The following is a 24,179-nucleotide window of genomic DNA, read 5'->3' on the forward strand; positions in this document are numbered from 1 at the left end:
CAGTCCTAACTGACGCCATACCCCTCAAAATCGTGCAGGCGCACGACCCAATGATTGTTACACACTTTGGGATCAAATCCAGCCCTCATCGACCTCGGTGATTTGCAGCCCAGTTGTCCAAATAGCTGCGTTTAAGCAGCCTGTTTATTGCGCTCAATTTCCTGCAGTTTTCCAGGGTTGAGCGACACGGCTCCGGTGACTTTCCAGTTTCGAGTGTCTCCAGACCAACGCCTGGGGTTTAGACTCTTTGCTCGTTCATAAACCGCTTCACGCTTGGCTAACAACTCTGCATCAACACCTTGGTGCCGTTGTGCGGGCGTCACGAAGTTGATGCCGCTGTGCAGGTGTTCCTCGTTGTAGGCCTGCTCAAACAACAGCATCCATTTGCGCACCGCCGTTAGTGATTCAAAGCCTTTGGCGGGCCACTTCGGGCAGTACTTCAGCGTCTTGAACAACGACTCTGAGTACGGGTTATCGTTGCTCACCCTGGGTCGGCTGTGCGACATCAACATACCCAGTTCTGCCAGCCGCGCTTTCAGTGTGTAAGACGTCATCGGCACGCCGTTATCTGAATGCAGCACCGGTGGGTTTTGCCAACATCTCTCGCGCAACAGAGCTCGATCAATGAGCTTTTTGGCAAGCTCGCCGGACTCTGCTTCGTGGATTTCCCAAGCCACGATTTTGCGGCTGTAGATGTCCATGATCAAGTACAGATACCAGTGCTGACCGTGCACCTCTAAAGGACAATAACGGATGTCCCAGCTCCAGACCTGGTTCGGGCCTGTGGCCGTAAAGCTGGTGGGCACAGGGACCTTGCGCGGCGGCTTCATGCGGCCCCGACGATTCAATTGCTGGTGTTTTTTGAGCACTCGGTAAAACGAGGACTCAGACGCCAGGTAAAGACCTTTATCGGCCAGTCGAGGCACGATCTGAGACGGTGGCAAGCTCTGATGCTCCCGCTCATTGCAGGTATCCAGAATGGCCGTTTCTTCAGCGTGAGTGAGCTGGTGTGGCTGCACAACGCGCTCCGCTTGCGGACGTTGATCTTCCGCCACAGCGCCGTTAGCCTGTCGCCAGCGCTTCAACGTGCGCTGGCTTAGCTCCATCAAGTCGGCCGCCTTGTACCGGGCTGCGCCACTGGCGACAGCTTCGTCATAGTCGTTTAAAAGCCTTGTGCGTTCGGTCAGCGATGTTAACTGTCCTCGCTGTCCGGGTCCTCTCCGTACAAGGCTTCGAGCTTTTTTGACAGCACCAACAACGAGGTCGTTTCTGCCAGAACCCGATCTTTACGGCGAACTTCCGCCTTCAACTTCTTGATGGTTTTACGGGCATCACGTTGCTGTTTCTGAGCGGCTTTCTCTTGCCCTTCTTGCAGACCGGTACCGTGAAGGCAGGCCTCTTTCCAGCGCTGCACCTGCTCGGAATAAAGACCTTTCTGGCGGCAATACGCGCTCAGTTCAGCTTCGGACATAGACGCCGTTTCGATCACGACGGCCAACTTGGCATCTGGAGACCCATCGTCTCCAGCATTACGATAACCCGGCACAGGCACTCCTTGTTGTCGACACTGTTTCAACCAACTATACAGGGTCACATCGGCTATGCCTTCCTCTGCGGCTACCTGCACCACACTGCGATTCTGCGGAGGCAACAACTTCTTCAACACGGCCGCTTTACGTTCCTCGGAATAACGTGGCATGACTGCTCTCATACCGCCCAATCTGATATGAATTTAGGCGAAATCGCCAACTTGACATCTAGGCTGACAGAGGGAGACCTTTAGCTGTCGATGCAAACTTCAAGTCGCCTATATCACTGCCTCCTTTGCCATGCACAAGTCATTATTTGTTCTCGTTGTGATCGCGGTCATCGTTATTGCACGGATGGGTGTTCTGAAAAAGCCCGTCGAGTATCCCTTGCTCGTGCCTCAAAAAAGTATCAAGAAAGTCGCGTTGGGTGCTTCAAAAATGCCGAGCGTCAACAGCGATTTCGTCAACAAAAAAAGCACAAAGTAACGCATCAGTCTTCCCAGATAATCACCCTTAATGATGTACTCAATGCGCAACGAAAAAGTCGTAAAAGGGTGATCCCGCCGCTAAAACACAGCACCTTTATGGTCTGCCATCATTGTGGTGAGGTCTGTAGTCCCTTTTTACGACATGATTTTTTACGCGGGACGATCTTTAAAGAACGACTGAGGTGTTAAACCATCTTACGGCAGCATTTAGATCCGACGCTTAGTGAATAAGGCAGGATTAATGACCATAAATAAAGACATGGAAGCAAAGATATTGCGCTATCACTTTGTGGAGAAATGGCGCACCGGCACCATTGCCACGCAATTAGGTATTCACCATAGCGTGGTTGACAGAGTGCTGTCCCAAGCGGGCTTGCCTAAAGTAGAACGCACTGAACGCACGTCTATTCTGACGCCCTATTTGCCCTTCATCATTCAAACCTTGGAGACTTACCCCACACTCACCGCCGTGCGCTTGTATGAAATGGCGAAGCAGCGCGGTTATCCTGGCGGGCCCAGTCAGTTTCGCCACCGTATTAGCGAGCTTAGGCCCCGTAAGCAGCCCGAAGCGTATTTACGCTTAAAGAGCTTACCCGGGGAGCAAGCACAGGTCGATTGGGGGCACTTCGGGCACATACAAATCGGCCAGGCAAAGCGCGCATTAATGGCGTATGTGATGGTGTTGAGTTGGTCAAGGCAGATATTTTTACAGTTTTATGTCAATCAGCAAACAGCCCGTTTTTTACGCGGGCAAGTGGCGGCGTTCGAGGCATTTAACGGCGTGCCCAAGGTCTGCCTTTTAGACAACATGAAAACGGCGGTGCTTGAGCGCAATGGCAGCGCTATTCGATTCCACCCTGCGCTGCTCGATTTATCCAGCCATTATCACTTCGAGCCTCGGGCCGCTGCGCCGGCCAGAGGCAATGAGAAGGGGCGAGTGGAAAGAGCCATTCGCTATATCCGCGATAACTTTTTTGCCGGTCGTCATTACTCATCGCTTGAAGATTTAAATGCGCAAGCGGATGAGTGGTGTAAAGGCACAAGCGCAGAGAGGCGCTGCCCTGAAGACCCTCAACTCAGCGTAGGAGAGGCCTTCTTGCAAGAGCAACCTAGCTTATTGGCACTGCCAGACAACCCCTTCGATACGCGTGAGCATGTGGTGGTGCGCGCACAAAAAACACCTTACGTCCGGTTTGATAGCAATGATTACTCGGTGCCTCATCAGCACGTACAAACATCCTTAACCGTGAACGCCTGCCTAAAAGAGGTGCGTATTATTAATGGCACGAATGTTATCGCGACTCATTTACGCAGTTTTAGCAAAGGCGAACAAATAGAAAACGAAGCGCACGTGAACGCTTTATGGCTGATGAAAACGAACGCCAAACAACATCGCGCACAAGATAGGCTGTGCCAAATATCCTCCCATGCACAGCCGTTACTGCAGCACATCATTGACCGAGGCCATGCGCTGAAAGGCGCCGTGAATCGCTTAAACCAATGACTGGATGATTATGGCGCCACTGAATTGCATCAGGCCATGGGCGAAGCCATCGAGAAAAACGCACCTTATGTAGAAGGCGTCGCACAGATCCTAGAATACCGCAGAGAAAGGCGTCAACAACCGCCACCCATTGCGGTGAGCGTGCCCAATAAAGTGAAGCAATACTGCGTCAAACCCGCCAACCTGACTCATTATGACGCGCTGAGCACGGTAGAAATGCAAGGAGATGATGACGATGAATGAACATGAGACCCTTAAAGCCCAGGCATCTGCCCTTAAACTGCATGGCTTGCTCAGCCACTGGAATGAATTAACGCCCGAGCAAACACCCTGGCTGGCAGAACTATTAGCGTGGGAAATAAGCGAGCGTAAACAGCGCTCACTTGAGCGCAGATTAAGCAGTGCCAAACTCGGTCGGTTTAAATCATTAACCGAATTCGACTGGCAATGGCCAGCAAAAATAGACCAACAAGCAGTGCACCGTGTCATGCAGCTCGACTTCATTCAGGACCCAAGCAACATCATCCTCATTGGCAGTAACGGTGTGGGCAAATCGACCATCGCGCAGAACGTAGGCTATCAGGCGGTTATGCAAGGACACACCGTTCTATTCACTTCTGCCGCCAACATGCTTAACGATTTAGCGGCGCAAGATGGTGATAACGCACTTCGACGACGATTAGCTCATTACAGCAAGACGACGTTACTCATCATCGATGAAGTGGGCTACCTGTCCTACAGCAATTGCCATGCCGACTTACTGTTTGAAATCATCAACCGCCGTTATGAGAAAAACGCGACCCTCATCACAACGAATCGGCCGTTTAGCGAATGGAATGACGTGTTCCCGAATGCAGCCTGCGTGGTATCGCTAATCGACCGCTTGGTGCATCACAGCGAAGTGATAGCGATTGAAGGAGACTCTTATCGCATGAAAGAAGCACAAGAGCAGGCATTAGCACGGGGAAAAGTTAAAAGAGGAAAGACAAAATGAAAGTGCTGAAAATCACCACCCATTGGACAACAGAAGAAGCGGCATGTGTTCACGAAGCGCTCGACACGTTACAAACCGCTATCTGGGAAAGTTACGGCAAAGATATTACCGGAATGTACAGACATATTGCCAACGAACAAAAGGAAAAAAGCGAGCAGTCTAATGCCGGCATGGACTTCTAAGGACTAAGGCATCCAACTCAACGGCTATTGAAAAATGGCAATAAACGTCGTTTTATCGCCATTTTTAAACTGCGGCAAATAACAGCGGATCTTCACCGGCGCCAACACATGGGAGCAGGACGATCAACACTGGGCCAAGTCGATGAAAGCACTGCTGATCGATATCAACAAAACGGTAGCGGATGCCGGTGGCCGCTTGCCAGCCACTGACGCTGAACGGTGGCGACAGCGCTATCGACAACGTCTCGAAGAGGCAGATATCGAATGTCCACCTCCCGATAGGAGCCAGCGAGAGGAAGGAAAACGAGGCAGGCTAAAACGATCAAAAGCCCGAAACTTGCTGGAAAGGTTGCGCAACTTTGAGCACGACGTTCTGCGTTTTATGGATGTCGAGTACGTCCCCTTCACCAACAATCAGGGGGCGAATGACCTGCGCATGACGAAAGTGCAGCAGAAAATATCCGGTTGTTTTCGATCCATGGCGGGGGCGAAGATCTTTTGTCGCGTTCGCAGTTACCTGTCAACGTGCCGTAAGCAAGGGATGTCAGCCACAGAGGCGCTGGCTTTACTCTTTCAGGGGAAAAGCCCTGCGTTTATGGATACCGATGAGACTCAATTTTAATGATCGTGGCAGATATGAGCTGAATAGTTACCATAAATCTAAGAACAAAAGTCACGCTAACCAGAGCAGAGGCAAAACTAAACATGATTCTTAATGATGTCGTCATGGGAACCACGCGCGACGAGACGGGAACCATCCAGGCGGTACGGTGGATGTCGGAGTCCCTAAATGAACACGGTTTCTGTGCATCAACGCTCGTTGATGGCGTATTCATCCTCAATGAAGCCGACCACTCTACTCAGGACAGGTTTCTTGAGTTTGGTTTTGGTGAGTGCGATAGCCTGGAAATCCCAATTGCCCACAACCTCCTGAGTCGTGAGGCGCTGACAGAAATAGCAGATGCCATTCGCCGGCAAGGTGTGATTAAGCTCGGATCGGTCAGCAAAGACCTGCGCGGACAGACAGTAACGGCCTGGCATGACGTTGAGGTTACGGTGTACAACAGTCGTCTGGATTATTACCTGGCCCTGTCGGAGGAAACTACCGGCGACTACTACCCGCCATACTGGCAAAAAACGCTAACCGCTTAAACGAAAAAACATAACGCCGAACCGTCCTTGGTTACAAAAAGAGCCTTGGGCGGTTTTTCGTGTATTTCAGAGATTTTTTGGTACCCTGCCACCTATAGGATCGTGTCAACAAGGTAACTACCGGCTATAGTCAAAGAATGAACGTAGGTTCAAAGACTTCAGCTTCGATGCCTCAAGTAAAAGGAGGAGGCAAGAAGACATTGCAGGTAGCGTCGTTACGCGGACTAAGGAAAAGGCATGACAAGGCTAACTGAAAGCGAAAGAATGTTCATGGAGGCGGTCACCGAGTGGATGAGCGAGCCTGAGACGGCGGTATTTCTTGCGGGATGTGAAGACAGCGAATTGCGGCGATCTCGAAACGCTGGGAAACCGGCTCATTCGATGAGTACCGGTTTGAAAAAGGCATTGATCCAAGCGGGCGTTACCGAGCCGCCCATCGACACAGCCAGGCCATCCGCCAGCCAGTTTTCACCCGCCGCCTTAGCCGGCCAGCGCTCTGCGAACGACGCGGCACCCGAGGCCCTGTTGTCGGCAATCTGATGACCACCCGCCCGGCGTACCGAAGGTAGGCTGGGGGCGCCGTTCGCCCTTTAGGACGAATAGGCACATGCCCGCAAAACCATCACCGAACCACCGTTCAATCATTGGACGTTGGCACACCACCACCCCTAATAGCCCCTTCCTGGTCACCAAGCACGGTTGATAGCATCTGTTCAAGAAGAGCAGTGTTGTCACGACTCAGGCGGTTGCGTGAAACAGCATCGGTCAGTTTGTCGTGCATTCGTATAAGATCCGATCGCTTGGGTGGTACCAGGTATTGCTTTACCAGCCGTTTTACATCTTTCAATGCCTGATCCTTTGAGGACAGTCGCCCGGTCGTGTCGACCATGCTTTCTTTCCCGGTGGCCAGCCAGCGAGGATTGACCCCTAATACGTCCGCCATCTCCATGAAGAACCGCGTGCGCTTGGTTTTGCCGTTGAGGATCTTGCTCATGGTGGATTTTGACAGCCGTATCCCATAGTCCTCCATCATGCGTTGACGCAGCCTGGGCGTGGTCATTCGGGCATACATCATTGCGAACTCCATCCGCGCCGCAAAGGCGGCCCCCTCGTCCGGCAGGTGCACCAGGGAGGGCCGGTTAAAGTCCAGACCGTCAGCACCCCCCCGATTATCTTGTACGTTGTCCATCAAGAACCGCCCTCTAAATTAATTGTTGTACGTTGTCCAGCCTTTGGTTCCCGTCTCGTCCGCCAGCCCCAGTGAGGGTCGTCGTCCAAAAGAAACCATAGAAACCGTAAGCTCCAAAACCCCGGACAACCAAAATAATCAATAACCGTAAACGAAACAGTGAGATACGGATTGCCAGTTAATAACGAGGTTGAAAAAAGTAAACATCGCACCTCGGGCCTGATTGATCACCGATTGCCCTGCACTATCGCACACGCTACCGTAGTTCATACACACGATGTCACGAAGCGAACGAGGAAGAACACGATGGATATTTTTAAGGATATGAAGAAAGCCAAACAGACGGCTCGCCGCCCTCAGACCACCATTATTAAGGTTCAGTCTTACGAGATCGATCCAAAGGATTCCCGCAAGAGCGCCATCGTTGGTCTGGATATGTTGAACGCTGACGAATCCGGTGTCCCGAAACAGGTGCGTGTCAACACACTGGATCCGTCCGGGAAATCCATGGGTATTAACGATTTCGCGAACCCCAGCGCAATGATGAACACCCAAGTAGGCGGCCTTATTCGTCTGGATCAGTTTATTGTGCGCGGAGATGGCAATTATGTAGCCCGACACATGCAACGGGTCACCAAAACGGAGGGTCCTCGCGTTGGCCGTGATCAGAAGTCCTCCGAAATCGGTTACATGAAAGCCTGGACAAAGGTGATTGCGGAACGCGACAAAAACGGTGACGTGGCCGAGTTTGAGCTAAACAACAAAACCCTTTCCCGCGGTCGCGCACACGTTATTCCGGAAGACACTCAACCGTCCCCGGTGACCTTCGGTACCAAGGACTTCAAGGAAACGTTGTCCAAAATCATTGAACAAGCTGTCCAGAAAGCGCCAGAGCGCACTAAGCCGATGTTGCTGATGCGCGCCGAAGGCAACGAAAACCAGACTGAAGTGGTCCTGCAGACCCTGCGCCAGAACGCTGATAAGAGCTATTCGCTGATGCCCAAGCAGGAAATCCTGGAAGCCACGCGCGACAACTACGGTTTGAAAGAGTTTCTGGCCGCCAATGACAGGGCCCAGAAAGCCGGTGTTACTCAAGACGTGGAGTTCCTGTCTGGCTATCAACTGGATCTCGTAGGTTTGACTAAGGATCCCCGTTCCGGTGAGGCACTGGCCAACCCGCGTGTTCAATCCATGGTTCGTGAAACCGCTCGCTTTTTCGCCATCCCGAAAAAAACGGAACAGGAAGATCAGCAGTATTCGCCGGTCAAACGCCCGGAATACAAGCTGTCGGTCATCTCCTATCAGATCCCGCAATCGGATGACGCCAAGACGGCTTCCCTGGAAACCCTGGGATCGGTACCCGGTGTTGTTGCCAGCCCGGATGCCGGTTTGACCGTTACCTCGAACCCGTACTACCCCGCTGACGGTGCCCCCGCGCAACAACCTGCCCCGGCTAACCAAAATCAGGCAGCCGAGCCGCCCACCCCTGCTCCGGTGGACGAAGAACCACCGATGCAGGATGACATCGACAGCACTATGGACCCGGATGATCTGCTCCGAGAGGACATGATCGATGATTTTGACGTCGATGATCTGGAGGAACAGCTGGCCGCACAGGGCAATTAAGAGTGGCCTTCCCCCTGACCTTACCGGGTCAGGGGTTTTTTGCGTTTTGAATATCCAAATTATGACAAAGGTGCACGCTTCATGAGCTCTTCAACCCTTGCCTGGATGGATCTGTCTGCCTATCACCTGATGGCTCAGTTGTCGGTGGATAAATCCGGTAACCAAGCATTGCTGATTCGTCCGGCAGACCTGAATGAGCCGACTGAGAAATCCGGCAAGCGTGCACAGCTTCTGCAACAGAAGTTTCAGGGCATCACTGACAAGGTGGGCCAGAGAACGTTTCGTGGACGGGTCTTGCGTGGCCAGATCAATGTGTTGACCGGCCAGATGATACAAAACCCGGCTGCGATGAAACAGTTTCTCCAGAAAATGTTTCCTCAAGGCCAGGAAATCCAGGTCACGCTGGCACAGATGCAGCAAATCGAAGCGATCCGGGAAGCTGCAAAAGACGTTAAAGCCAACGAAACTGTGCGCCCGGACAGCCCAATGAACATCGAAGCTTTGAACAAGGCAACGCCAGACGGTCTGAGGTTCGACCACAAGGAAGGCAATCTGGTCGCCTATGTGCGAGGTCACACACCGGTCTGGCAACCGGTACCAGAGACCGTGACGAACCAGAAGGCCGAACAATGGGTTAAAGAGGCCCATAATCAATTTCTGGAGCACCAGCGCACTGATCAGTTGACCCCGCTCCACGAGCGTGTGGCTACCCTGCAAGATGCCCTGGATCGAGACAATCTCCCTTATTGGCTGGATAACCTGGGCCACTGGGAAATGGACACCCTGAATCAGTGGATTACCGACAGCCAGAATGATCTGCAAGCGCTGGTTGCCCAGGACCCTGAAAGCCTGGATGACCGGATTACCCTTCGGGACACCCTGAAAGAGCGTTTAAGTGCTCTGGGTTCTGTTATCGATACCGGGTTTCGTGAGCGTTTGGCACAACTTGAGCGGGATATTGATAGTGGCCAGGCTGGCGGAGTGCCGGAGACTGAGGTGGACAACGTACAACAAAATGAGCCGGACTCCCATGATGAGGTGTCGGGCGTCAAGACTGGACTGGACAACGTACAACAAACCGGGTTTCGCGAGATCGGTGCGAACCTTAATGGTGAAGCCGTGTATGAGGACGCCAACGGCGTGCGCAGCATCACGCGCGGCGGCGCCCGGTTGGAGGAAGCGGTGGGCATGGTACCCACTCGCGCGGGTATGAAAGTGTCAGTGGACCCAGACCGGCGTGGGCTGGACTATCGCAGCGTGGATGAAGCGTTGGACGCCCCGGCCACGGTTCTATCGCTGGAACGTAAAATCCGGGCGCTGTATGAGCACACCTTGGATGCGGACAAACGCAACGATTGGCAAGCAATGACCGTGCGGCATGAGGGCCAGGAACAGTCAGCGTTGATCCGGTCACTGGACAACAGGAATGGCGGTGCCCTGCAAATGCTGTCGCTGCGCTATACGCAACTGATGCGCGATCAGCCGGCGAGCGTCAACGCGCAAATTCTGAAACTCACCGCCGGCCATCAGCTCCAAAATGTCGGACTGCCCGCCGAAGCGGCTGAAAACACCAAAAAATTGTGGACAGACCTCGGCTTGTCCTTACCGGAGGCGCCAGCACCGGCCCCCTCTGCGCCATCAAACGCTGATACAGTAGAGTCAGGTCAATCACACGAGGGTCAAGACGATGATCACAGCAACGGTGAACGAGGGTCAGACCAACCGGATTCTGGCGGCACTGGAAACACAGACACAGACAATGGCGCTGACGGAACGCGAGGCGGTGACCGAGATTCTGGAGTATCTGTCGGAAATGGCGATCGAGGACCTGGCGGCACAGTTTCAGATTCTCTGGGACACGGGGGCGAACCCGGGGTCTCTGAGCCTGGGGGCGACGGTGCCCAGCGCAGCGATCCTGAAGGCGGAACTGGATCAGCCGGGGATCAGCCGGGCGCGCCAGTTCATGCTGGAGAAGATTCATCAGGGTCAGGCGGCAGCGGAACAGGCGTGGGCGCTGGATCAGAAGGAACAGGGACGGACGTCGGCGCAACAAGCAACACTGACACCGAAGCCACTGACGGCACCGGCGAGCAAACGGCCACTGACCGAACAAGTGGAGTTTCTGGAGTCGTTGCTGGCGGCCTTTCACCAGCGCTGGCGGACGAACCCGCTGTTCAAGGGCGCGGTGAACGAAATCGTTCAGAGCCAGCCGGCGTATCTGATGGCGCTGGCCCAGGACCCGGAACAGCCGAGCCGACTGCAACTGGCGCCACTGATCATCCTGCTGGCTCTGACCGAGGGCGCAATGAATCACTGGCAGCAGAGGATGGAGCAGGCAATCCGCCAGCGCCAGATGCCGGACTGGAATCGGTTGTCAGTGACCCGCAGGGCGCAGGCGAACCGGCAGATCGAAATGGAGGCCGTGGAGGTGATCAGCCCAATGATTGGGAGCGCTTTGCGCAGCAGCAGACCGCTGACATCGCTGATTCAACTGAACGATACGTTGGCGACCCTAAACTTGAAAGCCGCGGGCCTGTCCAGCGCCTGAAGGACAACATCAATGCCATTCTCCGGTTGCGCCAGCTTGAGGCGGCCGGAGACACCCCCTCCCCCGAAGATCGTCGGGAACTGGCCAAGTATTCCGGTTTTGGCGGTATCCATTCCAAAATGTTTTCGTCGTATTCTCTTCCGGAGTTCGTTCGCAACGGTTTGGATGCGCTCAGCGATATGATGCGCAACGAAACTCTCAGCGCGAAAGAATACAATTCCCTGAGAAGCACGATCCTGAACGCCCACTTCACCCACTCGGGAATCATCGGCCCGACCTGGGAAGCGCTGGCGCGTATGAATGTACCCATGAACCGGGTACTGGAACCCTCATCCGGCACGCTAAACTTCAAATCCTTCATGCCGGAATCGCTGGTCGGGAAAGTCGGCAAGTTTACGGCGGTCGAACTCGACCCCATCACCGCCAGCATCGCACAGGCCGTCCATCCCGACGCCCACGTGATCAACGCCGGGCTTGAGAAAGCCACGTTCCCGGATCAGTTCTTCGACATGGCCATCTCCAACATTCCGTTTGGGGATTACAACGTCTTTGATCCGGAACACCCCTCCCGCAAACACTCTATCCACAACACCTTTTTCCTCAAAGCACTGGATAAGGTGCGCCCCGGTGGTGTGATTGCGTTCGTGACGTCCTCGTATGTACTCGATGGCACGGGTCAGTCGGTGCGCCAACAGATCATGGACCGGGCACACGTGGCTGGCGCCTACCGTTTGCCCACCGGCACCTTCAAGCAATCCACCGGTACCGAAGTCGTCACCGACCTGGTGGTGCTTCAGAAAAAGGGCAACTTCACACCGAATTATACGCCCCTGGATATCTTGTCGACCGGGAAAATCGAAGCGCCCCTTAGCAGCGGCTCGCCGATTATTCATGGCAACGAGGAATATCAACCCGGGGAACCGGTACCGGGCATGAAGATAAACCAGGTGTATCTGGCGCACCCGGAAAACCTGTTGGGTGATCTTGCGGTCACCACCGGCCTCCATGGCGCGGAATTACGACTGCTGGGCGGTGGCAGCATTGAAGAACAACGCCAGACATTGACCAAAGCCCTTGAGAGTCTACCGAAGAATGTACCGGTCGATAAGCCGGTGACCCTGGATGCCGAAACCCTGCGCAAAATGCAGCGCACGGAAAACAAGGACCACGCAAGCCTTGACCAGCTACCGGGGTCGCTGTCCATCGAGAACGAGCAACTGTACCAACAGGTGTTTCAGGATAACGGCGAGGTTCGCCGTGAGTTGGCGCCGATGCCCAAAACCAAGGCGTTGGTCAAACGAGCTCTGGCCGCCACGGAAGTGATGCTCTCGGTGTCTGACTTGCTCGATGCCGAAACCTCCCGCGAGGCGGACGACGAGTCTCTGGATCTAAAGCGAGCGGTGGTTCGCGATCTCATCGATGGCTGGGAGAATCTGGAGCAGGGCAAAGGCCCCCTGCCCAAGAAAATCCGCGACCTGCTGCGCGGCGATCCGCGCTCGCGCAAGGTCAATGTGCTCGATATGGTGTCCGAGGATGGCATTATCATGCGGCCGGACATTGTTCACGGACGCACGGTACAACCGATCACCGAAGCGCCGGCGACGGCCAAGTCTATGGAAGACGCTCTGGCGCTCTCGCTGGCGTACACCGGTATCGTCTCTGAAAGCTACATGGCGGACCTGCTTACAGACCATGAAGACGGTTTGACTCAAGAAGCACTGCGCAAACAACTGGTCGAGAAAGGCCTGACGTTCATCGATCCGAGGACGGATAATCTGGTTGAGCGATCGGTGTATCTGTCCGGCAATCTGCGCCCGAAAATCGATGTGGTTCAAGCCATCGTCGAGTCCGACAACCGTTTCCAGCGCAACCTCGATGCCCTCGAAGCCTCACTCCCCAACCCCCTGAAGCCTTCGCAGATCAAGGTGGCTCTCGACGCCTTCTGGTTGCCCGAAGATGTGGTCAACCAGTTCATTGAAGAAGGCTTGGGGCTGCAAATCCACGGCACCCTGGGTGTCCAGGCGAAGTTCGACGAACACCAGCGGTATTGGCGGCTTGAGCCCAGCGCCAGTCAGGGCAAGCCCTCCATGGCCCGGATTTCATCGGAGCAGGATCACGTCACCCAAAGTCGGTTCGGTACACCGCGCAGGGACGCCCTGGAGTTGCTGGCCAACGCGTTCACCAACACCATCCCGAAGGTTCAGGATCGGGTATCCGGAAGCGTGCCCCCGCGTTATGTCATCAATGCCCAGGAAACGCTGAAAGCCCAGGGCAAGTACGATGAAATCGTGGATGCGTTTGATCGCTGGATCTTCAAGGACCCGAAGCGGGCGCAACGCTTAACCGACCTCTATAACGAAAAGTTCAATACGACTGTATTGTACAACCCGGACGGATCACACATGGTCTTCCCGGGCATGTCCGACGTGTACGTGCCTCGCAAACACCAGGTGGACTTCGCTTGGCGGGCGGTATCGGGCAAGAACTCCATGAGCGCCCACTGCGTCGGCGCCGGCAAAACACTGGAATTAATTGCCAGTGCCATACGCGGCAAGCAGATGGGGCGATGGTCAAAGCCGATGATCGTGGTTCCGAACCACATGCTTGAACAGTTCGCCAATGACAGCCATGACATCTACCCCAACGGCAAGATCCTGGTGATGACCGCCGCCGATGGCCGCGCATCGAACCGGGCCGCGTTTGTGGCCAAGTGCGCAATGGGCGACTGGGACCTGGTGATCTGTACGCACAGCGTGTTCGAGAAAATCACGGTGCCGCAGGAATTCGAGGCCCGTATCATTGATATGGAGCTCGGAAAACTTCGTGGCGCTCTGGACAATTCTGAAAAGCAGATGCGCCCCAAAGAAATCGAGAAAGCCATCAAGCGCCTGGAAGAGCGGCTTGAGCGCACGATGGAAAACATCAACAATAATAAGGAAAACATTCTTAATATGGGTGAAATTGGCGTCGATTTCATCGGCATCGACGAAGCGCATCTCTTCAAGAACCTGATGGTCGATTGCAGTCAGCAGATTCCCGGCATCTCCAATGCCAGCTCCAATCGTGCCATGAACATGCTGATTCGCACACAATACCTGAATGAAATCCACGGCGGCCCTTACGGCGTAATGATGGCCACCGGCACGCCGATTTCTAATTCCGTCACCGAACTCTATACCTTCACGCGGATGTTGCGCCCTGACCTGCTGGCGGAAATGGGCATTGCCAATTTCAACGACTGGATGGGGCTGTTCGGCGAAGTTAAGCACGGCATGGAGATCAAGCCGGAAGGTGGCAGCTATCAGATGAAGTCGCGGCTATCGCGGTTCAAGAACATTCCTGAACTGGTGAAGATGGTTCGCACCTTCATCGACTTCAAGTCACGCGAAGACCTGAATCTGCCGAGCCCGGATATTGAACACAGCCAGATTGTCTCGCCTCAGTCGGCCTTTATGAAGGGCTTTATGAAGTACATCGAGGCCCGGGCACGGACGGTTCGCTCCAAAAAGGAGGACGGGGCATCGTCAGCGGCGGAACTGATTGGGGCCGAGATCCGGAAAACGTTATACAAAGCGAACGATAAAACGGTGATCGATGAGGCGACCGGTGACATCGACCCGGATGCGGTGGAGATGCCGAACATGGATATCCTGCTGACCATCGCCACCGATGGTCGCAAAGCGTCGCTGGACCCGCGACTGATCCATCCGAAATTTCCGGATGACCCCAACTCCAAGGTAAACCTTGCGGTCGATCGCCTGATGCAGCGGTACCAACAGTTTGACAATGAGAAGGCAGCACAGATGATTTTCTGTGACTTCTCCAGCCCCACGGGCAAAGGCATCTTCAACATCTACGACGATATGAAGCAAAAACTGATCAACCGGGACATTCCGGAGAGCGAGATCGGTTTTATCCATCACGCGAAAACGGACGCGGACAAGGAGGATCTGTTTGCCCGGGTGCGCAGTGGCGAGGTCCGGTTCTTGTTCGGCTCTACTCAGAAGATGGGGATCGGTACCAATGTTCAGGAACGTCTTGTGGGCATGGAGCAGATGGACCCACCCTGGAAGCCTGCAGATGTGGAGCAGCGCCTCGGCCGCATGGAGCGACAGGGCAACTCGTTCGACAAAGCGTATAACGACACCTTGACCGCGGAGGACAGCTTCGATCTGTTCATGTGGGAAACCCTCAACCGCAAGCTGAAAATGATCACCCAGGCGATGCGCTCGCCGGAGGATTGTGCGCGGGAAATCGACGAGGAGACTGAGCCAGGATTTGAAGACATCCTCGCAGTCACAACGGGAAATCCGGCCATTCGCGTATTCATGGATGCACGAGTCCGGCTGGACAAGCTCAAACGGATGCAGGACTCGCATATTGACCAACAGGCGGACCTGGGTGCGCGGATCGACCAGCAACAGCGCAAAGTGCAGAGCATTGATGAATTCCTTGAAATCAAACACCAGGAAAAGGCTTTGGTTGAGGCAAACACGCCGCTGGCACTGGTACTCGATGGCCCGGTACCGGGACTCTGTGAAGGCCCCATGGCCGTCACCGGTGGCCTGCCGAATCTGGCGCACGCCCTAAAAACACTGGCCGGTGAAGCCAAAGCCTTCCGCACGAGCAACATTGGCACCCTCGGTGGCCTGACGATCAAGATGAGCCGCATGAGCAGCGAGCCCACCCTGATCGTGGAACGCCTTGATGGCCGTACCGATCCGCTCTACAAAATCGACAACTCACAGGACGATCTGCTGGAAGATGACAAGAAAAGGGACGCCTTTTACGACGCCGCCCGGGTGCTTGTGCGCTATGCGCACAAGCTTGGTCGGGATAACGGCATCGATAAAACCACTGAGGCTCTGGAATCCAGCAAGAGCAACCTTCGGCGTCTGGAGGAAGATCTGGGCAAACCGTTTGCCTACGAAGATGAAATCAAAGAAGTGCGGGAGACGTATCAGCGTCTAAGCGAAGAACTGGGTGATGAAATCGACGACGACAAAACCCTTGATCCTGAGCCATTGGCGCAATTCGCCGAGGCCATTCATGAAGCCACGGGAGAGCACGCAGGTCTGGCTCACTTTGCCCGCGAGACAGCAGACGCGGAAAAGCACGGGAAACTGTCGGAGCTATTGAATGACCGGACCCAAACAGGCTTGCTCAAGCTCGATGAAGATTTTGAGGACGATGAGGATGAGTATGAGTATCTGGACACAAAAATAGCCTGATAGTTGCAACATGGCCTGAAGCATCGGGCCCAACTTTCTTTAAGATATAGACATCGATTCCTTGGGGAGTGCCAGCTTAATGATGACAATCAAGCCCGAAGACTATGAAACTGAACAACGACTGCCATTCCCGGAGGGTTTTCCGGCACCCCCAACCGATGAGCTTCTGGATGCCATCGAGCAGGTTCTGATTTACCGGGCCGAGCAACGGGGCATCCGGAGCATTGGCCTGCAGGACGCCTCCATGCCTATTGCAGCAGGGCTTAAACGTGACGCGCTCCTGCCGGTCATGGTGGATTACCTGACCAACACGATTTACAAGCAATCGGAGCTTCACTTTGAGTCCGACCTTATGGACACGCTGGCGATCGAGACATTGGAGCATCGCGCTGGCGCCGAAAATGGGGAACAGTGCGTTGACGCCGATGTTAAAAACATCCAGAGCGACATTGCACAAAACGTACAGAGACCGATGCTTTATAACCACAGTGACGATGAAGGGCTGCTTTTTGCCAGCACAGGCGTCAGTCCGGTTGCGACGATCCCGGCCTCCGTTACGTTTCTTATGCTGGATGCCGCCCTGGAATCCGCCCACAATCTGTCGATGACACACCAACAGAATCTCGCCGGTATCACTGAAAAAAGCGAACTGGATTTGACACCCGTACTGGAGCTTCTGGCTCGACTGGATATCAATAATAGCGTTATAGCGCCGCCAGCCCTGCATGTACGATTGAGCGAACTGCGAGAAAAAGCCCTCGATCGTCAAAGTACGTTCGGTTACACCGATATGGATTCCCAACCTGATCCCGATATGCAGGAGTCACAATCATGAGTTTTAACGTGTTTGAGCAAGCCCGGGCCCAGCTTCACGAACAGAACGCGAGCCAGGCGGCGGCTCGACAGGCGGCGTATGGCTCTCTATCCACCCTGCGAATCGTCAGCAAAGCCCTGGCAGGTTCGGTGACCGTAGACTCAGTTGGCGACCCGGAAGCCATCGAAAAAGCGGCCAAAGCGATGATTGAACGTATCGGTGACCAGACGATTGCCCTGAATGATCGGCTAGGGGGCAGCGACGACCGGATTGTACTGGAATCTATTACAGGTTCGGTGGCCACGGTGATCAGCGAGCACTATCGGCACAGCGGCCAAAATGCCTTTAAAGTAGACTGGTCTGAGGTCTTGGCGGGCACCCTGGAAATAGATGGAATTTGGCGGGAAACCCAGGACACCACATCCGGTGGCTCGCTAGAGTACCGCCGCTCGCTATCGATGATGCAGGCACTGGCTCCCGTTCTATCAGCGCATCAGCGATTTGATTTTTTTCAGCCCGCCGAAAATCGCGTCATTGAACGGATGGGTCAGCTCATGTGGGAGACGACTCAAACAACACTTTCCAGCGAGGCGGCCGTGGAATCGATGGAGGAACCGGAAGTCGAGATGCTGCGGCGCAACTTGCTACTGCGCGCTGGCGAGTTGCTTGCTGGCGCATGGAATGCCAATGCCTGTGCCGTGGTGCAGCAAGTAAAGGAAGCCATGACCGATGAGCGGCGTTTCTGGAAGTCCAAGGGGTTCCCGGTGTCTTCGGTAGAGCGAGATTTTCTGTCCGGCTACCGATCACTGGAACAGGCCTTTTCTGTGTCTCTGAATGCGCATCAGGATGCGGCCATGTCATCCGTGGAGTCACCCTCCCCTTCCTAAGCCTCCCTGTGCCTATGGCAAGGGGATTCTCGCGGAGACGGGCTGAGGTTTCGCTCCCGGGGATTTGGAACATCGCTCGAATGCTTCAACCTACACGGCTATATACTATCGCAATCCTGTTTACGGCAGAGGCACTTGCGAAGTCATGTTTGATTTACCCCCTCCCATTGTACCGGACGACACACCGCCAACGGTCATCGAATCACTAGAGAAGGTGACACCGCTAGATCGGGCGTGCTTGAACCGGGTCACCGACCGGTACGCTGTCCACCCCTTGATACTGTCTGTGATTGCCCGCGTTGAAGGGGGCCAAGCGGGGATTCGTTCCGAAAATACCGATGATTCATGGGACCTGGGACTCATGCAGATCAACACCATTCACCTGGAAACACTCGCCCAGTTCGGACTGACCGAGGCGATGATTCAAAACAATGACTGCATCAATCTTGGCGTTGCCGCCTGGCACGTCCGGAACGTCACCGAAAATCAAACCGCCAGCAACCCGGAGGGGTATTTTCGGGCTATCGCTCGCTACCACTCGAAAAACGAGCCTCATATCACTGTATACACCAACAAGTTAATGAAGGCATACCGAGAATTGGTCAAACAATACGGGACCCGCAACCATGGCGGCGAATAGCGGACAAGGACAAGGCGAACGCGATCAGATGATGGAAAACATGATCATGTTTTTTGTCATCATCGGTGTTCTGTTTCTGGCCGCCTGGATGACCTGGCGGCACCAGCAGGAAGTAATTCTCACAGGTTTGTTTTGGTCGGTCGGCTGGCTGTCCAAGGCAGTTCAATTCGTTCCGTTCCTATATCCGGATGCTATAGCCCGCAATCTGGGCAACTGGAGCCATACCTTGATCGGGCTGGATCCCGCTCCGTATGGGTGGGAAACCGCCAAACTGATGATCAGGGCAATGACGCATTCCCTGACGCTGATTTTCGCACCACTGATCGTGTGGAGGCTGTTCAGTCTGCGACAGCATTTCATCATTAACCGATTTACGCGCCGGTTCGACCTGTACGACCTGAAAGCGTCCCGCGTCAACGATTACGCGGCTATCGCCTCCATTCAGCATGAAGACCTCCTTAAAATACCTCTATATGAGGGACCGTTGGCCATAAATCACGCGCCGATCGATTTCGCGCTGCTCAACCAGCTGCTTGTGGTTCATAAGCGCAGCGTGGGTCAGGCCGCGCTTGAAGCCATGCGATTAAAAGGTAAAAGCCAGACGCATAAGCCCCGCCCGATCAAAGGCTGGACGGAGAAAAAAATGCGATGGTCGGTAGAGGAACGACGCCGGGTTCTACCGCCACCACAGCAGTGCCGGCTGGACATTCAGGCGGCCGATCAGCGCCTACGCGATCAGACCGGCTCCCTGTTTAATGTTAAGAATCTGGATGTGTTTGAAAAATGCGTGCTGGCCATCTTGCTGACGGCAAACGCGGAAGGTCTGGGTCCTGCCGGTACACTGGCCCTGCGGCTGGCAAAAAGCTTCCGGCGTCTGGACGCCAAAAACCAGCACAACCCCACCATTAATGCCAAGGGGGTTAATGCCATCATTAAACGCAACCTTGAGCACCCGGTGGTAAAACAAGTCCGCAAAAAGCACGCTTTTACCACCACATTTTTTATGGGGCTTTTGGAGTGTTGCTGGAAAAAGGGCATTTTTACAACGCCCAATTTCCTGTGGCTGAAACCCGTAAACCGAACCTTGTACCTGTCTCTGTGCAGTCTCGGTGGCGATCGACCGTATTCCGAGGCTCTTGGCCCGTGGAGTCACTACATGGTTGAGAACGTAAAAGGCCATGCGGTCACGCACCCTTGCATCGAAGGAGGCACAGACGCGCTCAAGGAAATGCTGTTCTCTGATGAGTGGATCGGCTCAGACGAAGGATTGGCCTCGGATATTGCCGAGCTCAAGGCACTTGAGGCAGGCAACGATGATGAATATTCGCCCACGCGGGGAGTCGATCTGTTTGACCCACCCGCGCCGAAGAAACAGCAAGGAAAGTCATGAGACGATATCTTACCGTGCCTGCAGTAACCGCGCTGCTTGGATTCAGCGGCGCTGCCATCGCAAATGACACCCCTGAACACACTGGTTTTAGCGGATTCCCAAAGGCGACCCTGATTGCACCGGGCCAGGCGCAAACGGCATCGGTCTGCCATACACAGACGGATTACGCCTCCGGCCTGACGCTATCCGGCTTGACGGATAAAGAGGTCCCCCGCCCGGCAACCCCGACAGCCGACTCCGAAGAGAAGCAGTACACACTACCTTCCTGGCTTGGGGAATAACATGGCCGCTCAACCTCAGAAAATGCGCGGCCTGACCCCTGATAGGGAAATTGGTTCGGACAGGCTTCACCGTGACATCCGAACCCCCGGAGAGCGTCTTTCCGCGTTTTTCGGGGAGTCACCAACGGCCTCCATTGTGCTGTCACTGTTGCTGCTACCGATCGCTCTGATATCGCCAACGTTTTTCATGCTTGTTGCGGTGCCGATCATCTATTGGGCGACCGGACACGCCTTCCGAAAAGAACAGGCACTACCCCTGCTTTTACCAAAGGAGGCCAATCGTGAAGATCCCTCAGACCCAAAACCGGGACGGCACGGGAACCACACGTCCAGGGGAGAGTTCCTGTTTGGTAACCTGCGATTTTCGAAGAAACCCTATGAATTGTGGGGTGCGTTTGCCCATCTTCTGACCCACGAAATGATACTGGGCAGCACTGGATCCGGGAAAACCGAGACGCTAGTTAGTAAGGTTGCTAACTATCTCTCCGTGGGATCGGGGATCATGTATTCCGATGCGAAAGCGGCACCAAAACTGGGCTGGCAGATATTCACCCTCGCTCGCTTCTTTGGCCGGGAAGACGATTACCGAAGCCTGAACTACATCAAAGGTAACGTAAGCGGGAAACCGGATCCGGCTGTAAGGCGGGGAAACAATGTCAACCTGTTCACTTACGGGTCAGCCGAATCCGTTACCCAGATTATCGTCTCCTTGATGCCACCAAGTGGCGGCGAAAACAAGCTGTTCTCTGAACGTGCCATCGGCCTGATTTCTGCTGTTATTCCGGGGCTGGTTGACTTGCGCGATAAAGCTGACCTCAAAATCAACCCGGGCGTCATTCGTAAGGCGCTAGAATTCGAGGAAGTTCAGAAACTCAAGCGCGCCAAACCCGTCTCCCCCGCGTCTCGCGAAGCACTCCGGGCGTATCTGTCCTCCCTGTCGGGTTATACAGAAAATCCGGTGGACAAGCAGGGAAAACCGACCGACCAGCAGCCACAGGAAGTGACTCGCCAATTTGGTTTTGCCCAGGCGTACTTCACGCGGGCCCTGGCCAGCTTGTCGGATACCTATGGCGACATTTACATGGTGGGCAGGGGGGAGATAAATTTCCTCGACCTTATTCTCCGGAGACGCATCTGTGTCGTGATGATACCGGCCCTGGAAAAAGCACCGGACGAAATGAAGAACCTGTCAAAAATCGTGCTGGCGGCACAAAAGAACGCCATTTCGACAGGCATTCCGCCGGATATCGAAGGCCGCAAGGAAGACGTACTGGACAGCCTGCCAATTACCGCCTCCGTGCCCTTTGGCATTATCAACGACGAATTCGCTTTTATGATGACACCCGGGTACGGGGCGGTTTTAGCTCAAGCTCGAGGGCTTTTTGTGGCCATTACTGTGAGCGGCCAAGATTACGCGGGGATGAAGCGAGAGGACGCCGACGAAGCCGAGCAGATTGCCGAAAACACCAAGATAAAGATCATAATGGCGTCTGAAGGTCTGGGTGCCACGAAAGAACTGATCCAGGAAATAGCTGGCGAAGGCATGGCCGCGGCCGCATCGTCCTATGCAAAGGACGATGGCAGCCTGACGTCGAGCTACCGTGACAACAAATCCGCCAACTTGGAAAAAAAAGCCCGGGTGGATGTGCGGGATACGCGTGCGGCCGTCGAGGGTGAAGGCATCATTTTCTGGCGAGATCGGATTGTGCCGGTAACGATGTTTTACCATGGGCTTGATGAAAAATCGATTATCAGCGATTACCCGGTCACTCGCCTGCTCGATGTCCATCTGCCTGAGCGCGGATACGGCAAGACACTGCTACAGCCGGACAGCCCTATCATCGAAAGTCTCAGAAAAGCGGTGCGCGAGGGCTTTAGCGTGGACGTTGATGAGGGGGTCATTCCGGATATTCCGGAGACCTCATCCATGCCCGCCCTGGGCCTTGATAAAGCGCTACCGGCGCTACGGGCATTAACTCGCAAGCACCCGGATCTAAGCTCGATGGATCGTGAGGGGTTGCTGTTTCAACTCCTGGTCCAGTATCGCGACGAAGAACTCACTTCTGCGCTCAACGATACCGACACCGGCGACCGTTCCCCCATGGACAGCGCCCCGCGATTTGCTGAAAAAACTCACGACCAACCTCACACCAAGCAGAACTCCGCTCGTGAAGCGCAAAGTACACTGAGCACACTGGCTCCACCAGAGGAATCCAACGGGTTCGGTCAGGTCGATGCATCTGAAGTTAACCAGGCTATGACGTCCATCGATGATGAACAGGCAGCTATGGACGTCATTGGCAGCACAGAGCCCCCTGAAGCCACCCCCCTTGCCTGGGCACCCGGATCGGCCAAGTCGCCCAGAATCGAAGCGAGAGAGGACCAGATGGCCTCCAGCTCACTGGTCGCCTCCTCCCCCTGGCTCATTGACCCCAGACAACTGGCAGATCGCGCCAACCGAACCATCCATCCAACGGAAGCGGCCTTGGCGGCGGCTTCTGCCGAACGTACGGCACGCATGGAAGAGGCGCTGGGTGTCAGTCCGGAGTTAGCTCGAAAAGTAGGCCAGGAAACGGCTCATGCCATTATTAAGGGATTCGAATATCCAAGCCGCGAAACGCCAACACCGGCTGCCCCTCAGAATCAGGCAGAGGAAGATGTGGTTGTAAAAGACCAGGCGCGAACCATTAACCGGATGAAAGCGTGGGTCGATGGCAACAGTTGAATGATTAAACGGCGAGGAATGACCGAGCCGTGTTTGCCCGCATCGCCGAGGCGGTGCGGGCTCATCGAAGCGGCTCTAAATACTTTGGAGGTAAGGCAATAACGCGCAGTCGCGGCCAGACCGGGCAGATGAGGACAGGCACTGCTCCAGAGCCGGTCTGTAACCAACAATAAGGCAGCGTTCCGTGGCGAAGGACAACGCGGTATAAAGCCATTCCCGGGTCATTAGAAAGTCTGAACGGTTATCCAGAACAATGATTGCTACTGACCGGGGGTCGCCAATCATTTGATGCCGGTGAACGGTTAACGAGTGTGTGAATTGAAAGAATTGCACCAAACGCCAGGGAATAGGCTTGCTCAAGGAATCCAGGCGAACCGTTTTCCTGTCGGTATCGATACTGGTAATGATGTAGGTTTGCCCGTTGGTGATGGACCAGTCCTTTAACGTCCGCGATGCAATCAACTGATCCCCGATCACCAATCCGCAATCATTGATTGATAGCGAGGCTTCATCGCGATTTGCAGGGTGCAACTGAGAGGCTGTTACGGCCGCTAGGTGTGATGAGCCCAGCACGCCATGTCGAGTCGCTGTAAGAATCTGTACGCCGCGGCGCTTCCAGACGTCAATGGCGATGTCGAGCGCACCGATAACCAAGGATTGACATCCTCCCCCACCAAACGCCTAACCGGCTTTTTGGAAGGGGATTCCTACCTCTAGACGCTTATGCCCAAGCGCGAGAATGTTCCTGCCCGCATTGGAATCGCGGTTGTGAGTGACACCGCACTCACAGGTCCATTCTCTTATTCCAAGGCCTGCTCTACCTTTCGGACTGTTGGGGCTCAAAGAGCCACAACACGAGCAAGTCTGGGTGGTGTACCGTTCATCAACTTCCAGAAAAATCCCGCCTGCGCTCTCGCATTTGTATGACAACAGGGTTTTTAGTGTGGACCAGCCAGCGTCGAGCACCGACTTGGCCATAGTGGTTTTTGCCAGGCCGGA

Annotated in this window: 19 protein-coding genes; 15 read left to right on the forward strand and 4 right to left on the reverse strand. The window is 54.6% G+C overall.

Annotated features, from left to right (window positions below; genetic code table 11):
- Positions 1 to 131: 131 nt before the first annotated feature.
- Positions 132 to 1,699 (reverse strand): IS3 family transposase gene (locus A3OI_RS22030; protein ID WP_228702966.1). Its coding sequence is split into 2 segments (ribosomal slippage): positions 132 to 1,211 and positions 1,214 to 1,699, totalling 1,566 coding nucleotides; the frame shifts between segments, so codons are not numbered across the junction.
- A gap of 559 nt (positions 1,700 to 2,258) precedes the next feature.
- Here A3OI_RS22030 and istA point away from each other — a divergent pair.
- From istA to A3OI_RS0112470, 7 genes are all read left to right on the forward strand, one after another.
- A complete protein-coding gene (gene istA / locus A3OI_RS20050) occupies positions 2,259 to 3,521 on the forward strand; it encodes an IS21 family transposase (protein WP_018404599.1) in 1,263 nt (420 codons plus the stop codon).
- Positions 3,522 to 3,557: 36 nt separating this feature from the next.
- Positions 3,558 to 3,764: a hypothetical protein gene (locus A3OI_RS23930; RefSeq protein WP_228702967.1), complete on the forward strand. Its 207-nt coding sequence runs from the start codon at positions 3,558 to 3,560 to the stop codon at positions 3,762 to 3,764.
- Complete coding sequence (istB, locus tag A3OI_RS0112450) at positions 3,757 to 4,515, forward strand: IS21-like element helper ATPase IstB (protein WP_018404601.1); 759 nt, start codon at positions 3,757 to 3,759, stop codon at positions 4,513 to 4,515. The genes A3OI_RS23930 and istB overlap by 8 nt, the downstream gene beginning before the upstream one ends.
- Positions 4,512 to 4,697 (forward strand): hypothetical protein, encoded by a 186-nt coding sequence (locus tag A3OI_RS0112455; protein ID WP_007348139.1) that lies wholly within the window; start codon positions 4,512 to 4,514, stop codon positions 4,695 to 4,697. Before istB ends, A3OI_RS0112455 begins: the two co-directional genes overlap by 4 nt.
- A gap of 88 nt (positions 4,698 to 4,785) precedes the next feature.
- Positions 4,786 to 5,319, forward strand: a complete 534-nt coding sequence (locus A3OI_RS0112460) for an IS66 family transposase (RefSeq protein ID WP_267283301.1) — start codon at positions 4,786 to 4,788, stop codon at positions 5,317 to 5,319.
- Positions 5,320 to 5,402: 83 nt separating this feature from the next.
- Positions 5,403 to 5,849, forward strand: coding sequence for a hypothetical protein (locus A3OI_RS0112465; protein WP_018404603.1), 447 nt, complete (start codon positions 5,403 to 5,405; stop codon positions 5,847 to 5,849).
- A gap of 237 nt (positions 5,850 to 6,086) precedes the next feature.
- A complete protein-coding gene (locus A3OI_RS0112470; protein ID WP_018404604.1) occupies positions 6,087 to 6,389 on the forward strand; it encodes a hypothetical protein in 303 nt (100 codons plus the stop codon).
- Between the two features lie 97 nt (positions 6,390 to 6,486).
- Here the strand turns inward: A3OI_RS0112470 and A3OI_RS0112475 are convergent, their stop codons facing one another.
- On the reverse strand, positions 6,487 to 7,038 hold the full coding sequence (locus A3OI_RS0112475) for a transcriptional regulator (RefSeq protein WP_018404605.1): 552 nt from the start codon (positions 7,036 to 7,038) through the stop codon (positions 6,487 to 6,489).
- Positions 7,039 to 7,344: 306 nt separating this feature from the next.
- On the opposite strand from A3OI_RS0112475, the gene A3OI_RS0112480 reads away from it, so the two are divergent.
- The 8 genes from A3OI_RS0112480 (at position 7,345) to A3OI_RS0112515 (ending at position 23,180) form a co-directional block, all read left to right on the forward strand.
- Positions 7,345 to 8,664 (forward strand): hypothetical protein, encoded by a 1,320-nt coding sequence (locus A3OI_RS0112480; protein WP_018404606.1) that lies wholly within the window; start codon positions 7,345 to 7,347, stop codon positions 8,662 to 8,664.
- 81 nt (positions 8,665 to 8,745) lie between these two features.
- Positions 8,746 to 16,443, forward strand: a complete 7,698-nt coding sequence (locus tag A3OI_RS0112485; protein WP_026224178.1) for a helicase-related protein — start codon at positions 8,746 to 8,748, stop codon at positions 16,441 to 16,443.
- Positions 16,444 to 16,522: 79 nt separating this feature from the next.
- Complete coding sequence (locus A3OI_RS0112490) at positions 16,523 to 17,278, forward strand: hypothetical protein (RefSeq protein WP_018404607.1); 756 nt, start codon at positions 16,523 to 16,525, stop codon at positions 17,276 to 17,278.
- On the forward strand, positions 17,275 to 18,144 hold the full coding sequence (locus A3OI_RS0112495) for a hypothetical protein (RefSeq protein ID WP_018404608.1): 870 nt from the start codon (positions 17,275 to 17,277) through the stop codon (positions 18,142 to 18,144). Before A3OI_RS0112490 ends, A3OI_RS0112495 begins: the two co-directional genes overlap by 4 nt.
- A gap of 145 nt (positions 18,145 to 18,289) precedes the next feature.
- The gene (locus A3OI_RS0112500; protein WP_018404609.1) at positions 18,290 to 18,784 is read left to right on the forward strand and encodes a lytic transglycosylase domain-containing protein; all 495 of its coding nucleotides are present in this window, start codon (positions 18,290 to 18,292) and stop codon (positions 18,782 to 18,784) included.
- Positions 18,771 to 20,174, forward strand: a complete 1,404-nt coding sequence (locus tag A3OI_RS0112505) for a secretion/conjugation apparatus DotM-related subunit (RefSeq protein WP_026224179.1) — start codon at positions 18,771 to 18,773, stop codon at positions 20,172 to 20,174. Before A3OI_RS0112500 ends, A3OI_RS0112505 begins: the two co-directional genes overlap by 14 nt.
- Positions 20,171 to 20,455, forward strand: a complete 285-nt coding sequence (locus tag A3OI_RS0112510) for a hypothetical protein (RefSeq protein ID WP_018404611.1) — start codon at positions 20,171 to 20,173, stop codon at positions 20,453 to 20,455. The genes A3OI_RS0112505 and A3OI_RS0112510 overlap by 4 nt, the downstream gene beginning before the upstream one ends.
- A 1-nt stretch (position 20,456) precedes the next feature.
- Positions 20,457 to 23,180, forward strand: coding sequence for a hypothetical protein (locus A3OI_RS0112515; RefSeq protein WP_018404612.1), 2,724 nt, complete (start codon positions 20,457 to 20,459; stop codon positions 23,178 to 23,180).
- Between the two features lie 75 nt (positions 23,181 to 23,255).
- On the opposite strand, the gene A3OI_RS0112520 is transcribed toward A3OI_RS0112515, so the two are convergent.
- Together A3OI_RS0112520 and A3OI_RS22035 are read right to left on the reverse strand one after the other, a co-directional pair.
- Positions 23,256 to 23,834: a hypothetical protein gene (locus tag A3OI_RS0112520; RefSeq protein ID WP_018404613.1), complete on the reverse strand. Its 579-nt coding sequence runs from the start codon at positions 23,832 to 23,834 to the stop codon at positions 23,256 to 23,258.
- A gap of 27 nt (positions 23,835 to 23,861) precedes the next feature.
- Positions 23,862 to 24,179, reverse strand: a 318-nt coding sequence (locus tag A3OI_RS22035; RefSeq protein WP_155903116.1) for a zinc ribbon domain-containing protein, incomplete at its 5' end; no start/stop codon positions are given.

The sequence above is a fragment of the Marinobacter gelidimuriae genome, from assembly GCF_000372805.1.
Taxonomy (GTDB): domain Bacteria; phylum Pseudomonadota; class Gammaproteobacteria; order Pseudomonadales; family Oleiphilaceae; genus Marinobacter; species Marinobacter gelidimuriae.

Excerpts from the sequence above, each read along its gene's own strand:
- istA (WP_018404599.1), top strand. The coding sequence starts at position 2,259 with ATGACCATAAATAAAGACATGGAAGCAAAGATATTGCGCTATCACTTT.
- A3OI_RS23930 (WP_228702967.1), top strand. The coding sequence starts at position 3,558 with ATGGGCGAAGCCATCGAGAAAAACGCACCTTATGTAGAAGGCGTCGCA.
- istB (WP_018404601.1), top strand. The coding sequence starts at position 3,757 with ATGAATGAACATGAGACCCTTAAAGCCCAGGCATCTGCCCTTAAACTG.
- A3OI_RS0112455 (WP_007348139.1), top strand. The coding sequence starts at position 4,512 with ATGAAAGTGCTGAAAATCACCACCCATTGGACAACAGAAGAAGCGGCA.
- A3OI_RS0112465 (WP_018404603.1), top strand. The coding sequence starts at position 5,403 with ATGATTCTTAATGATGTCGTCATGGGAACCACGCGCGACGAGACGGGA.
- A3OI_RS0112470 (WP_018404604.1), top strand. The coding sequence starts at position 6,087 with ATGACAAGGCTAACTGAAAGCGAAAGAATGTTCATGGAGGCGGTCACC.
- A3OI_RS0112475 (WP_018404605.1), bottom strand. The coding sequence starts at position 7,038 with ATGGACAACGTACAAGATAATCGGGGGGGTGCTGACGGTCTGGACTTT.
- A3OI_RS0112480 (WP_018404606.1), top strand. The coding sequence starts at position 7,345 with ATGGATATTTTTAAGGATATGAAGAAAGCCAAACAGACGGCTCGCCGC.
- A3OI_RS0112485 (WP_026224178.1), top strand. The coding sequence starts at position 8,746 with ATGAGCTCTTCAACCCTTGCCTGGATGGATCTGTCTGCCTATCACCTG.
- A3OI_RS0112490 (WP_018404607.1), top strand. The coding sequence starts at position 16,523 with ATGATGACAATCAAGCCCGAAGACTATGAAACTGAACAACGACTGCCA.
- A3OI_RS0112495 (WP_018404608.1), top strand. The coding sequence starts at position 17,275 with ATGAGTTTTAACGTGTTTGAGCAAGCCCGGGCCCAGCTTCACGAACAG.
- A3OI_RS0112500 (WP_018404609.1), top strand. The coding sequence starts at position 18,290 with ATGTTTGATTTACCCCCTCCCATTGTACCGGACGACACACCGCCAACG.
- A3OI_RS0112505 (WP_026224179.1), top strand. The coding sequence starts at position 18,771 with ATGGCGGCGAATAGCGGACAAGGACAAGGCGAACGCGATCAGATGATG.
- A3OI_RS0112510 (WP_018404611.1), top strand. The coding sequence starts at position 20,171 with ATGAGACGATATCTTACCGTGCCTGCAGTAACCGCGCTGCTTGGATTC.
- A3OI_RS0112515 (WP_018404612.1), top strand. The coding sequence starts at position 20,457 with ATGGCCGCTCAACCTCAGAAAATGCGCGGCCTGACCCCTGATAGGGAA.